Source organism: Burkholderia sp. 4NA327C6, from assembly GCF_005502655.1.
Lineage (GTDB): Bacteria > Pseudomonadota > Gammaproteobacteria > Burkholderiales > Burkholderiaceae > Burkholderia > Burkholderia contaminans.
In genome coordinates this window covers 1-12,295 of sequence record NZ_SCNZ01000045.1, presented here as the reverse complement: position 1 = coordinate 12,295, position 12,295 = coordinate 1, and the positions used below count along the sequence as shown (strand labels likewise).

Genomic DNA, 12,295 nt, shown 5'->3' with positions numbered 1-12,295 from the left:
TCTGACGGCCAGCCCCACGAATGCATTTTTCCAAACAGGGGAACGCGCCTTGCCGGCCGTATTGCGGCGTCGTTCGTCGCTTGTTTGGCTCGGCCAAACGGCGCTCCTCGCTCCTTGCACTACAGCCGGCAAGGCACGTTCGCAAGCCCGTTATTGGCGGGAACAGGCCCTAATTGCGTACCATCAAGAACCGGAGCGAAAGCTCCGGTTTTTTTTCGTCCCTACTTGGCGAATTCGTAACAAATTGGGATCATCCCATCTCAAATAGTTACATTTGGATACGTCATCGTCCGGCGCTCGGGTGTCAGTGTTTTTCCTACAACACGTTCATCCCAATCATTCACATTTACCCTTAAATGTCCGCCTGTCATGACTTTTTCGAAAATTTTGAGATATTATTCGCCGCGCGTGGTTGCCGTTCGGATGAGAGTGGAAGGGTCGGATGCAAGTGTTACAAGACGTAACTTTTGTTACCTCGGCAGGGGGCGATTCTCTGGCGGCGACCGTCATCGGAACGGCAGCCGATCCACGCAGCCAGCCGGTGTCTGAACCGCTTTCTGACAGCAGGGAGAGTCATGGATACGTCGCTTAACGCGCCCTTGGGCGCCCACGCCCCGTTCCCGTCGCAACAGCTCGTGCCGGGCTGCGTCGCGACTCCGCCCATTGCCGACGCCGCATCCAAACGTGGCGCCGCCGCGCGGATCGCAGCGCTGTCTGCCCAGTTGCTCGCCGCCGATGAAGCGGCCCGCCGCCATCTGGCCGGCGAGTTGCACGACGGGCTCGGCGCCGAACTCACCGCTGCGCGATTCGCGCTCGCAAACGTTCAAACGTGGCTGCCGGCCGATGCGCCGGACGGTTGCCTGCGCGCGCTGGAGCTGGCGCAGCAGGCGCTCGACGCCGCGACCGACGCGAATCGCCGGCTGATCGACGAGCGCGACACGCCGGCGCTCGACGCGGGCCTGGTCGGCGCGTTGTCGTCGTGGGCCGACACCCATGCCGCCCGCACCGGCCTGCGCACCAGCTTCGTCTGTGCGGCCGACGCACGCCTGACGCAGATCGCCGGCGCCAGCGCGCTCGCGGTGTTCCGCGTCGCCCAGGAAGCGTTGTCGAACGTCGCGAAGCACGCACGCGCGACGTCGGTCGACGTGCGGATCGCCACTGACGGCACCCACCTGTCACTGATTGTCTCCGACGATGGGACCGGTTTCTCCCGTAGCCGCCGCACCGGCTACGGTCTGGCCGGCATGCGCGCCCGCTGCGAGGCGTTCTGCGGCAGCTTCGAGACGGCCACGCCGGCAACCGGCCACGGCACGCGCGTCACTGCGCGCTTCGCTTGGGATTCGCTGCTCGCGGTGCCCGTCGCGGCGCGCCGCGCGTCGCTTTCGTGAGGTCGTCATGAGCCTGAACATCCTGCTCGTGGACGATCATGCGATCGTCCGGCAAGGGATCCGCCAGTTGCTGATCGACCGTGGCGTCGCGCGCGACGTCACCGAGGCCGAAACCGGCGGCGACGCGATGGCGGCCGTCGACAAACAGGAATTCGACGTGATCCTGCTCGACATCTCGCTGCCGGACACGAACGGCATCGAGGTGCTCAAGCGCCTCAAGCGCAAGCTGCCGCGCACGCCCGTGCTGATGTTCTCGATGTATCGCGAGGACCAGTACGCGGTGCGCGCGCTGAAGGCCGGCGCCGCCGGCTACCTGTCGAAGACGGTCAACGCCGCGCAGATGATCGGCGCGATCCAGCAGGTCGCGGCCGGCCGCAAGTACGTGAGCCCCGCGATGGCCGAGGCGCTCGCCGAATACGTGTCGTTCGAGAACGAGCCGCTGCCGCACGAGAAGCTGTCCGATCGCGAATACCAGACGCTCTGCATGCTCGCGTCGGGCAAGCGGCTCACCGACATCGCGAACACGCTGTCGCTGTCCGTGAAGACGGTGAGCGTGTACCGGTCGCGTCTGCTCGAGAAGATGCGGCTGTCGAACAACGCGGAGCTCACGTTCTACGTGATGAGCAACCGGCTCGTCGACATGGCGCCCACGGCCGGCGCCTGATTTCCCCGATCCATCCGGTTCTCCCTATCCAGCGACGCGGCGCATGCCGCGCCGCTGCCCGCTGCCGCCCGCCTGAAGCGCAAGCGCTTGTTTTATCGGACGATTTATCGACGCACTGCAGCGGGGCTTGTGCGTCAAATCGGCTAAAATTGCGGGTTTTCACTCAGTCAGCGCTATCGCGCCCGCGCGCGCTGGCGATTCCTCCGCAATGTCTCTCTTCCGCAAGAAAAACGTCGATCGCATGATCGCCGGCGCGCATGCCGCCGGGCTCAAGAAAGCGCTCGGCGCGATCGACCTCACCTTCCTCGGCATCGGCGCGATCATCGGCACCGGCATCTTCGTGCTGACCGGTACCGGCGCCGTGCAGGCCGGCCCCGCGCTGATGCTGTCGTTCGTGATCGCCGCGATCGCGTGCGGCCTCGCCGCGCTGTCGTACGCGGAGTTCGCGTCGACGATCCCCGTCGCCGGCTCGATCTACACGTACTCGTACGCCACCCTCGGCGAGCTCGTCGCGTGGATCATCGGCTGGGACCTGATGCTCGAATACGGTCTCGCATCGTCGGCCGTGTCGGTCGGCTGGTCGGGCTACCTGCAGTCGCTGCTGCAGGGCTTCGGGCTCACGCTGCCCACCGTGCTGACGGCCGCGCCCGGTGCGGTGCCGGGCGTCGTGACGTGGTTCAACCTGCCCGCGTTCCTCGTGATGATCGTGATCACGACGCTGCTGTCGATCGGCATCCGCGAGTCGACCCGCATCAACAACATCATGGTGTTCATCAAGGTGTCGGTCGTGCTGCTCGTGATCGCGGTCGGCGTGTTCCACGTGACGCCCGCGAACTGGAAGCCGTTCATGCCGCACGGCTGGAACGGCGTGTTCGGCGCGGCGGCCGTGATGTTCTTCGCGTTCATCGGCTTCGACGCGGTGTCGTCGGCGGCCGAGGAGGTGAAAAACCCGAAGCGCGACCTGCCGATCGGCATCATCGCGTCGCTCGCAGTGTGCGCGGTGCTGTACGTGACGGTCGCCGCGGTCGCGACCGGCATCGTGCCGTCGGCCCAGTACGCGAACATCTCGCACCCGATCTCGTACGCGCTGCAGAAGGCCGGCGAAACGTGGGTGGCGGGCTTCATCGATCTCGGCGCCGTGCTCGGCATGCTGACCGTGATCCTCGTGATGAGCTACGGCCAGACGCGCGTGATCTTCGCGATGTCGCGCGACGGGCTGCTGCCGGCGGCGCTGTCGCGCGTGCATCCTCGCTACGCGACGCCGTTCCTGACGACCTGGCTCGTCGGCCTGTTCTTCGGGCTGATCGCCGCGCTCGTGCCGCTCAACGTGCTCGCCGAGCTGATCAACATCGGCACGCTCGCCGCGTTCTCGATGGTGTCGATCGCCGTGCTCGTGCTGCGCCGCACGCACCCCGACTTGCCGCGTGCGTTCCGCTGCCCCGGCGTGCCGGTGGTGCCGATCCTCGCGGTCGCGTCGTGCCTGTTCCTGATGCTGAACCTGCAGCCCGTCACGTGGGCCGCGTTCGGCATCTGGCTCGTGATCGGCCTCGTGATCTACTTCCTGTACTCGCGCCACCACTCGAAGCTCGCGCACGGTCACCACGACGCGCACTGAGCGCCGCCGTGCCGCTCGCGGCACGGTACGCACCCGCGGGGCCGGGCACCGGCCCGCTCCGTGCCGTTCGAGTACTACGTGCGCAGCGGCGGCGTCGAGCTCGGCTCGCCGAACGCGTATGACAACAACATCCGCAACCTGACGCAGTACCTGGGCTCGCTCTGACGGAGCGACCGGCCGGGCGGATGCCTCCGCCCGGCGACCTGCCGGCGGCCCCTCCCGGGCCGCCCTGCCCGCCTTCCTCGCCGCCCCGCCTATCCCTTCCCCATCTTGCACACTCCCCCTTGCCTGCACGCTTGCCGCGCCCGGTTCATAATCGCGCCATCGAACGGCGGCCCGCATCGGCGATGTCGCCCGGCAACAGGAAGAAGATGATGGAAAGCGTCGATCTCGATGTATTGAAATCCAGCGCGCGCTGGCTCGAAGAAGGGCGCCGCGTGCTGCTCGTGACGGTCGTGAAGACGTGGGGCTCGTCGCCGCGCCCCGAAGGCGCGATGCTCGCGGTGCGCGAGGACGGGCTCGTGGTCGGCTCCGTGTCCGGCGGGTGTATCGAGGACGACCTGATCGCCCGCGTGCACGCGAGCGGGATCGCGGCCGACGCGCGCCCGGAAGCGCTCAAGTACGGCGTGACGGCCGAGGAAGCGCACCGCTTCGGGCTGCCGTGCGGCGGCACGATCCAGCTCGTGCTCGAGCCGCTCACGCGCGACAGCGGGATTGCCGCGCTGTGCGCGGAAGTCGAAGCCGGCCGCCTCGTCACGCGCACGATGACGCTCGCGACCGGCCGCGCATCGCTGTCGCCGGCGCAGGCAGCCGACGGGCTCGCGTTCGACGGCGAGCGGCTCGTGACGATCCACGGGCCGCGCTACCGGATGCTCGTGATCGGCGCCGGCCAGTTGTCGCGCTATCTGTGCCAGATCGCGGTCGGGCTCGACTACCAGGTGACGGTGTGCGATCCGCGCGAGGAATACACGGATGCATGGGACGTGCCGGGCACGCGCGTCGTGCACACGATGCCCGACGATACGGTGCTCGACATGAACCTCGATGCGCGTTCGGCGGTGATCGCGCTCACGCACGACCCGAAGCTCGACGATCTCGCTCTGATGGAGGCGCTGAAGACGCCTGCGTTCTACGTGGGCGCGCTCGGCTCGCGGCGCAACAACGCGGCACGGCGCGAGCGGCTGCGCGAATTCGACCTGAACGAAGCGGAACTGGCCCGGCTGCACGGGCCGGCCGGCATCTACATCGGCAGCCGGACCCCGCCGGAAATCGCGATCTCGATTCTCGCCGAGATCACCGCCGCGAAGAACAACGTGTCGCTGCCGACGATCCTGCAGGTCGAGGGCGCGAAGGCCGCGCGCGAGATCGCCGCGAACAGCGGCGCGGCCTGCGGCCTCTGATCGCTGGCGTCTCCGGCGCGCGGTCGCGCCGGGCACGCGCCCGCGACGGGCGAAGCGGACGAAACCGACGAAAGCGCACGCGCCCGGCCGGCGCGTGCCGCCGGTCAGGCGAGGCCGGCGGCCAGCGCCGCGGCGACCGAACCGACCACCAGCACGACGCCGACCGTGCGGCGCTTGTTCAGCTCGGTCCACAGCAGCACGCCGGTCAGCGACAGCAGGATCAGCGAGCCCGCGATCGTGTCCATCAGCAGCACCCAGCCGAGATTCATCCCGACGCCGCGATGCAGGTTGTTCAGCGTCGTCAGGAACGTGTTGCCCGTGCGCTTCACCGCGACGTAGCCGTTGCCGACCCAGTATTCGGCCTGCACGTTCTGGTGCGGGCCGAACAGGCCCATCTGCCAGTGCTCCGGCTGCATCACGCGCTTGTCGCCCCACGCGACGGGCTGCGCGGGCTCCTTGCGCACGCGGCCCGGCTTGCCGTCGAAATGCAGTTCGTGCTGCAGCCACTTCGTCATCGCGGCGGGCGTCTTCGGCGCCGGATCGGGCAGCGCGATCTGCATCTCCTCGACCTGCGGCTCGCCGGTCGAAATCTTCAGCGGCGGCGCGCGGTGGTTGAGCAGCACGCCCGTCACGCCGAACAGCAGCCCGAGCACCGCGCCCCACAGCCCGACCCAGCCATGCACCTTGCGCAGCCACTTGATGAAGGTCGCGCGGCGCGAACGCTGGCGGCGCGCGGCCAGTTCGTCGTCGCTCAGCGGGCGGGCCGCCGGGTGCAGCACGGTGACGCCCGCGCGGGAAGCTCCCGTCTTGGGCGGATTGATCGTTTCGGGCGCGTTCACGCGAGAGATTCCATTCGTTCAAAGCAACGGGCGGCGCGCAAAGCGTGCGCGCCGCCCGGGCAGCATGAAAATGAGAATGGATATCATTACACAAATCTATTGCCGGCTCAATCCGCCGGGATACGCAGCGGCAAGCCCGTCGAGCGAGGAAAGGCGGACGAAGCGCGAGCGTTACGGCACGATGCCGATCGATAGGCGAAAAATACCGGCAGAATGACCTTGCAAGGTCAAGACGGCATTTCGTCAGAAATCGCGCGACGTCGAGCCGTTCAGCGCAGCGGCGGCAACGGAAAGCGGGATGCGGCGTCGTCCGCCGCGGGTTCGGTACGGTCGAGCGAGTACAGCCACGCGAGCAGATCCGCGACTGCCTGGTAGAGCTGCGGCGGAATCCGGTCGTCGAGATCGACCTGCATCAGCAGCGACACCATCTCCGGCGCCGTATGCACGTACAGCCCGGCGTCGTGCGCGCGCGCGACGATCATCTCGGCGAGCGCGCCGTAGCCCTTCGCGACCACGCGCGGCGCGGCATCGCCGCCCTTCGGATCGTAGACGAGCGCGGCCGCGCGCTTGCGGGACGTCATGCTCATGGCAGCGTCTCGTCGTCGGTATCCGGCGCACGCGTCGCCGGGCCGCTGGCCGAGGCCGACGCCGAACCCCGCGCATACGCGGCGGCCGCCGCCTGGGCCGCAAACAGGTCGAAGCCGTCCGGGCCTTGGTCGACCGCACGGATCGACAGCCCCCCCACCTTGAGCCCCGACACTTCGAGCCGCTGCCGCAGCGCGGCCTCGTGCCGCGTGAGGCGGTCGGCACCCGTCTGGTTCGCACGCAGCCGCGCGACGAGCTGCGTGCCGTTCAGCACCAGCTCCGCGTCGACCGTGCCGAGCGACGGCAACGTCAGCGTGAGGCGCGTGCGCCAGGCGATGCCGTCACCCGTGTCGCCGTCGCCGCGCGGCGCACGGTTGCCCGGATCGTCGGGCTCGATCGTCCAGTCGAGCCGCGCGCCGGGCCACGCCTCGCCCGCCCAGCGGAACTGGTCGGTCGCGAGCGCGTCGAGTTGCTGCCTGACGAGCGGCACGGCGGCCGGATGCACGGTCGCAAGCGTCTGCGCCTGCGAATCGGACGACGCGGTGGCCAGCTCGGCCCGCGTGGGCGTCCAGCGCGGGTCGGGCCGGTCGCCGAGCAGATCGGCCGTATCGTGCGGCAGCGACGCCCCTTGCCGCGCGCCTGCCGGCAACGCCTGCGCGGGATCGCGAGCCGGCGCGCCGCCCTGGGCCGGCGCGCCCGGCTGCGCGGTTGCGCGCGCGGTCGCGGGCAATGGCGGGCGCTGCGCGAGCAGCTCGTCGAGCAGGTCGGTCGAGCCGTGCTCCGCGGCCTCCGGATCGGCCGGCGCGGGCGCGGCCGCGAGGCGCGCCTGCGGCTCGCGCATCAGCGCAGCGAGCGGACGCTGGCCGGCCAGCCACTGTGCGAGATGGGATTCGTAGAAAAGGCCGCTTTCGCTCACGGCTTGCGCGAGCGCCGCGCGCGACGTCGCAGCAGATGAAGCCGGCGTGGCAGACGCAGCCGACGACGCAGCGGCTGAAGCGGGCGTGGAAGACGCAGCCGGATCGGCGGCGGCTGGCACGCGGGCCGGCGCAGCCGTGTCGGTCAGCAGCACGGTGGGATCGGCCAGCAGCGGTGCACGCCCGGCAATGGCCGGCGTCGAGTCACCGCCGGCACGCGAGATCGCGTCGAGCACGCGCCCGACATCGGACAGGGCCGTCTGGGCCGAAGCGGGTGGTGCGGCGGGCGGGCTGCCGGCCGAAGGCGTGGACGACGCGCCGGCGCCCTGCGTGCCGACCTGCGAAGTCGCGCCGCCGCCGGCGGGCGCCGACACGGTGCCGGTCAGCAGGCTGTCGAGGCGGCTCGCCAGCAGTGCGGCCGCAACGGAGTCGATACCGGTCATGATCGGAGCCTGCTCATCTCAGCCACATCGTTGCGAATCCGGGAACGGCACGCCGGTGCCGTCCGCGGGAACTGCGCGCCTGCCACAGCGGGCCCGTGCGCCCCCGCGCCCGTTTCCCCGGAAACGGGCCCTACCCGCGCGCGCGGTAGAGATCGGTCAATACCTTGGTCGAGCGCCGCGCCTCGAACAGCGCGGACAGCCGCGCGACGTCCGGGCTCGCGAGATCGCGAATCGCGGCGTCGTCGGCCAGGATGCGGCGGATCAGGTCGAGCTTGCGGCCGAGATCCGACTCGTCGAGCACGACGCCCGGATCGGCTTCCTTCAGCCCGTCGACCAACTGCATGAATTCGGCCTGCAACCCCGGCAACGCGCTCCAGTCGGCGCTGCGGGCGGCGCCCAGCATCCGGCCCGACACGGCGGCGAGCGCCTCGTAACGTTCGAAGTATTCGGCCTTGCGATTCATCTCGATGCTTCCACTGCCTGTTGCGCCGCCATCCGCGCGACTTCCGGGCCGATGCCCGTCCATGCTTCCTCGAGCGTCGCGAGCAGCCTGTCGACCTCGATCAGCATGGCGTCGCTCGCCTGCGCATTGGCTTCGAGCAGACGCCGGCCGATATACGCATACAGCGCATCCAGCCGCGCCGCGATCTCGCCGCCCGCATCGAGGTTCAGCGACGCCTTCAGCCCGCTGTCGACGATCCGGATCGCCTTGCCGATCGCTTCGCCGCGCGCGGGCACACTGCCTTGCTGCAGATGCATGCGCGCCAGCGCAACCGCCTGCCGCGCGCCCTGGTACAGCATCGCGATCAACCGGTGCGGGGAAGCGCCCATCACCCCGGTCTCGACGCCGACACGCGCGTATGCACTGGCTCCAGCGTGTCCTGGGGAAAACATGCGCTTCTCCTTGTTATGTCCTGGCTATACGGGAGCCGCCGCCGTGCATCGCACGACGCGGCCTTCACCGGAGTTATCGGAAGGGATTTGGAAAGCTTTAGGCAAGCGGCGCGTGCCGCCTGGCGCAGCAAGGCCGGCCCGCGGACCAGGCCGGATGGGCGCCCACTGATCGCTTTCCCCGAATAGCCGCCTTGTCAAACCGCCATCTGCATGACTTCGTTGTAAGCGCTCACTAGCTTGTTGCGGACCTGGAGCCCGAACTGGAAGCCGATGTTGGCTTTCTGCATGTCGACCATCACGTCGTTCAGCGACACGTTCGGCGCGCCGACCTCGAACGCCTGCGCCTCGCCGAGCGCGTGCTGCTGGTCGCCGCTGATCTTGTCGAGCGACGCCTTCATCGCGCTGGCAAACGTGCTGGCCGTCGCCGCGCCCGAGCCGGCCAGGGCCGCCGTCGGGCTCGCGACGCCGCCTGATGCCTGCGCGGCCATCGACTGCATCTGTTGCAACACCGAACCGATTCCGCTGACGTTCGCAGTCATGCTGTCCCCAAACCTGAGAGAGAGACCCGGACGCACCGGGAGATCCGCCGGTGCCGCACCACGCGCACCATGCCGGATTCCGAAAAAGGATAGCAGCGCGCCGCGCGTCAAAGCCGCGAAAGTACGGGGGAAACCCCGCTCTTTTCGGTCGATCGGAGTGCGGCCCGGGTCACGATAATCGCATCGTGTCATTGTCCGCCCGCTCGTCCGAGCGAGCTCAGTCGTCCCGCTCCGGAGAAACTCGACGCATGGATTCGCAGGCCAACTCGCTGATCAACCCAGACGCCCGCGCGGGCCTCGCCAGCCCGGTGCCCGGCGCCGCCGCGGCCGCCGCGTTGCCGGGCGCGGGTGGCGCAGGCGCGGACTTCGGGCTTGGCGGCTTCGCGGAACGCATCCCCGGCATCTCGCGGATGAAGGGCAACCCGAAGCTGCCGTTCCTGATCGCCGTTGCATTCGCGATCGCCGTCATCACCGCGCTCGTGCTGTGGAGCCGCGCGCCCGACTACCGCGTGCTGTACAGCAACCTGTCGGATCGCGACGGCGGTGCGATCATTGCCGCGCTCCAGCAGGCAAACGTTCCCTACAAGTTCGCCGATGCCGGCGGCGCGATCCTCGTGCCGTCGAACCAGGTGCATGAAACGCGCCTGAAGCTCGCCGCGATGGGGCTGCCGAAGGGCGGCTCGGTCGGCTTCGAGCTGATGGACAACCAGAAATTCGGCATCAGCCAGTTCGCCGAGCAGATCAACTACCAGCGCGCGCTCGAAGGCGAGCTGCAGCGCACCATCGAATCGATCAACGCCGTGCGCGGCGCGCGCGTGCATCTCGCGATCCCGAAGCCGTCGGTGTTCGTGCGCGACAAGGAAGCGCCGAGCGCGTCGGTGTTCGTCGACCTCTACCCGGGCCGCGTGCTAGACGAAGGCCAGGTCCAGGCAATCACGCGGATGGTGTCGTCCGGCGTGCCCGACATGCCCGCGAAGAACGTGACGATCGTCGACCAGGACGGCAACCTGCTGACCCAGACCGCATCGGCATCCGGCCTCGACGCGAGCCAGCTCAAGTACGTGCAGCAGGTCGAGCACAACACGCAGAAGCGCATCGACGCGATCCTCGCGCCGATCTTCGGCGCCGGCAACGCGCGCTCGCAGGTCAGCGCCGACCTCGATTTCTCGAAGGTCGAGCAGACGTCGGAAAGCTACGGCCCGAACGGCTCGCCGCAACAGGCCACGATCCGCAGCCAGCAGACCAGCAGCGCGACCGAACTCGCGCAGGGCGGCGCGTCGGGCGTGCCGGGCGCGCTGTCGAACACGCCGCCGCAGCCGGCTTCCGCGCCGATCGTCGCCGGCAACGGCGCGAACGCGCCGCAGACGACGCCGGTGAGCGACCGCAAGGACCAGACGACCAACTACGAAGTCGACAAGACGATCCGCCATCTCGAACAGCCGATGGGCAGCGTGAAGCGGCTGTCGGTCGCGGTCGTCGTCAACTACCAGCCGGTCGCCGACGCGAAGGGCCACGTGACGATGCAGCCGCTGCCGCCCGCGAAGCTCGCGCAGGTCGAACAGCTCGTGAAGGATGCGATGGGCTACGACGAGAAGCGCGGCGACTCGGTGAACGTCGTGAACAGCGCGTTCTCGACCGCGAGCGATCCGTACGCCGACCTGCCGTGGTGGCGCCAGCCGGACATGATCGCGATGGCGAAGGAAGCGGCGAAGTGGCTCGGCATCGCGGCAGCCGCGGCGGCGCTCTACTTCATGTTCGTGCGCCCGGCGATGCGCCGCGCGTTCCCGCCGCCCGAGCCGGCCGCGCCGGCGCTCGCCGCGCCGGAAGATCCGGTCGCGCTCGACGGCCTGCCGGCGCCGGAGAAGGCCGAGGAACCCGACGCGCTGCTGCTCGGGTTCGAGAGCGAGAAGAACCGTTACGAACGCAACCTCGACTATGCGCGCACGATCGCCCGCCAGGATCCGAAGATCGTCGCCACCGTCGTGAAGAACTGGGTGTCCGATGAACGCTGAAGGCTTGACCAAGAGCGCGCTCCTGCTGATGTCGATCGGCGAGGAAGAGGCCGCGCAGGTATTCAAGTTCCTCGCGCCGCGCGAGGTCCAGAAAATCGGCGCCGCGATGGCCGCGCTGAAGAACGTCACGCGCGAGCAGGTCGAGGGCGTGCTGCACGAATTCGCGAAGGAAGCGGAGCAGCACACCGCGCTGTCGCTCGATTCGAGCGACTACATCCGCTCGGTGCTGACCAAGGCGCTCGGCGAGGACAAGGCCGGCGTGCTGATCGACCGCATCCTGCAGGGCAGCGACACGAGCGGCATCGAGGGCCTCAAATGGATGGATTCGGCCGCCGTGGCCGAACTGATCAAGAACGAGCATCCGCAGATCATCGCGACGATCCTCGTGCACCTCGACCGCGACCAGGCGTCGGAAATCGCGTCGTGCTTCACCGAGCGGCTGCGCAACGACGTGATCCTGCGGATCGCGACGCTCGACGGCATCCAGCCGGCCGCGCTGCGCGAGCTCGACGACGTGCTGACGGGCCTGCTGTCCGGCAGCGACAACCTGAAGCGCAGCCCGATGGGCGGCATCCGCACCGCGGCCGAGATCCTGAACTTCATGACGAGCGTGCATGAGGAAGGCGTGCTCGAAAGCGTGCGCCAGTACGACGCCGAACTTGCGCAGAAGATCATCGACCAGATGTTCGTGTTCGAGAACCTGCTCGACCTCGAGGATCGCGCAATCCAGATGGTGCTCAAGGAAGTCGAGTCGGAAACGCTGATCATCGCGCTGAAGGGGGCGCCGCCGGCATTGCGCCAGAAATTCCTCGCGAACATGTCGCAGCGCGCGGCCGAACTGCTCGCCGAGGATCTCGACGCGCGCGGCCCGGTACGCGTGTCCGACGTCGAGACGCAGCAGCGCCGCATCCTGCAGATCGTGCGCAACCTGGCCGAGAGCGGCGCAATCGCGATCGGCGGCAAGGCGGAAGACGCATATGTCCTGTCTCTTATACACATTCT

The 12,295-nt window shown here is 68.6% G+C and carries 12 protein-coding genes; 6 read left to right on the top strand and 6 right to left on the bottom strand.

Going from position 1 to position 12,295, the window contains the following annotated elements; genetic code table 11:
- The first annotated feature begins 575 nt into the window (after positions 1–575).
- The 4 genes from rqpS (at position 576) to FFS49_RS32465 (ending at position 5,067) form a co-directional block, all read left to right on the top strand.
- Entirely contained in the window at positions 576–1,388 is an 813-nt protein-coding gene (gene rqpS, locus FFS49_RS32480; protein ID WP_105817490.1) for a quorum system sensor histidine kinase RqpS, read from the top strand.
- A 7-nt stretch (positions 1,389–1,395) separates the two neighbouring features.
- On the top strand, positions 1,396–2,052 hold the full coding sequence (gene rqpR / locus FFS49_RS32475) for a response regulator transcription factor RqpR (protein WP_039354771.1): 657 nt from the start codon (positions 1,396–1,398) through the stop codon (positions 2,050–2,052).
- A gap of 208 nt (positions 2,053–2,260) precedes the next feature.
- Positions 2,261–3,667 carry an amino acid permease gene (locus FFS49_RS32470; protein ID WP_039354768.1) on the top strand — a complete coding sequence of 469 codons (1,407 nt, stop codon included), beginning with the start codon at positions 2,261–2,263 and terminating at the stop codon, positions 3,665–3,667.
- Positions 3,668–4,041: 374 nt separating this feature from the next.
- Positions 4,042–5,067 (top strand): XdhC family protein, encoded by a 1,026-nt coding sequence (locus FFS49_RS32465; RefSeq protein ID WP_039354764.1) that lies wholly within the window; start codon positions 4,042–4,044, stop codon positions 5,065–5,067.
- 104 nt (positions 5,068–5,171) lie between these two features.
- Here the strand turns inward: FFS49_RS32465 and FFS49_RS32460 are convergent, their stop codons facing one another.
- The 6 genes from FFS49_RS32460 to fliE all read right to left on the bottom strand — a co-directional run bounded on the left by FFS49_RS32460 (position 5,172) and on the right by fliE (position 9,281).
- Positions 5,172–5,906 carry a PepSY-associated TM helix domain-containing protein gene (locus tag FFS49_RS32460; RefSeq protein ID WP_105817489.1) on the bottom strand — a complete coding sequence of 245 codons (735 nt, stop codon included), beginning with the start codon at positions 5,904–5,906 and terminating at the stop codon, positions 5,172–5,174.
- Positions 5,907–6,175: 269 nt separating this feature from the next.
- Entirely contained in the window at positions 6,176–6,493 is a 318-nt protein-coding gene (locus FFS49_RS32455; RefSeq protein ID WP_071335233.1) for an EscU/YscU/HrcU family type III secretion system export apparatus switch protein, read from the bottom strand.
- Positions 6,490–7,848, bottom strand: coding sequence for a flagellar hook-length control protein FliK (locus FFS49_RS32450; protein WP_137951040.1), 1,359 nt, complete (start codon positions 7,846–7,848; stop codon positions 6,490–6,492). The genes FFS49_RS32455 and FFS49_RS32450 overlap by 4 nt, the downstream gene beginning before the upstream one ends.
- 130 nt (positions 7,849–7,978) lie before the next feature.
- Positions 7,979–8,311, bottom strand: coding sequence for a flagellar protein FliT (locus tag FFS49_RS32445; RefSeq protein ID WP_039354754.1), 333 nt, complete (start codon positions 8,309–8,311; stop codon positions 7,979–7,981).
- On the bottom strand, positions 8,308–8,742 hold the full coding sequence (gene fliS / locus FFS49_RS32440) for a flagellar export chaperone FliS (protein ID WP_105817487.1): 435 nt from the start codon (positions 8,740–8,742) through the stop codon (positions 8,308–8,310). Before fliS ends, FFS49_RS32445 begins: the two co-directional genes overlap by 4 nt.
- Before the next feature lie 194 nt (positions 8,743–8,936).
- On the bottom strand, positions 8,937–9,281 hold the full coding sequence (fliE, locus tag FFS49_RS32435) for a flagellar hook-basal body complex protein FliE (RefSeq protein WP_039354748.1): 345 nt from the start codon (positions 9,279–9,281) through the stop codon (positions 8,937–8,939).
- Positions 9,282–9,529: 248 nt separating this feature from the next.
- Between fliE and fliF the strand changes: the two genes are divergently transcribed.
- Positions 9,530–11,293, top strand: coding sequence for a flagellar basal-body MS-ring/collar protein FliF (gene fliF / locus FFS49_RS32425; protein WP_046544212.1), 1,764 nt, complete (start codon positions 9,530–9,532; stop codon positions 11,291–11,293).
- Positions 11,283–12,295, top strand: a 1,013-nt coding sequence (fliG, locus tag FFS49_RS32420) for a flagellar motor switch protein FliG (RefSeq protein ID WP_137951039.1), incomplete at its 3' end; no start/stop codon positions are given. The genes fliF and fliG, both read left to right, overlap by 11 nt.

Bases quoted from the DNA above. Each gene is read 5' to 3' on its own strand.
- fliE (WP_039354748.1), bottom strand. From the start codon at position 9,281: ATGACTGCGAACGTCAGCGGAATCGGTTCGGTGTTGCAACAGATGCAG.
- FFS49_RS32455 (WP_071335233.1), bottom strand. From the start codon at position 6,493: ATGAGCATGACGTCCCGCAAGCGCGCGGCCGCGCTCGTCTACGATCCG.
- fliS (WP_105817487.1), bottom strand. From the start codon at position 8,742: ATGTTTTCCCCAGGACACGCTGGAGCCAGTGCATACGCGCGTGTCGGC.
- rqpR (WP_039354771.1), top strand. From the start codon at position 1,396: ATGAGCCTGAACATCCTGCTCGTGGACGATCATGCGATCGTCCGGCAA.
- FFS49_RS32470 (WP_039354768.1), top strand. From the start codon at position 2,261: ATGTCTCTCTTCCGCAAGAAAAACGTCGATCGCATGATCGCCGGCGCG.
- FFS49_RS32450 (WP_137951040.1), bottom strand. From the start codon at position 7,848: ATGACCGGTATCGACTCCGTTGCGGCCGCACTGCTGGCGAGCCGCCTC.
- fliF (WP_046544212.1), top strand. From the start codon at position 9,530: ATGGATTCGCAGGCCAACTCGCTGATCAACCCAGACGCCCGCGCGGGC.
- FFS49_RS32445 (WP_039354754.1), bottom strand. From the start codon at position 8,311: ATGAATCGCAAGGCCGAATACTTCGAACGTTACGAGGCGCTCGCCGCC.
- FFS49_RS32465 (WP_039354764.1), top strand. From the start codon at position 4,042: ATGGAAAGCGTCGATCTCGATGTATTGAAATCCAGCGCGCGCTGGCTC.
- rqpS (WP_105817490.1), top strand. From the start codon at position 576: ATGGATACGTCGCTTAACGCGCCCTTGGGCGCCCACGCCCCGTTCCCG.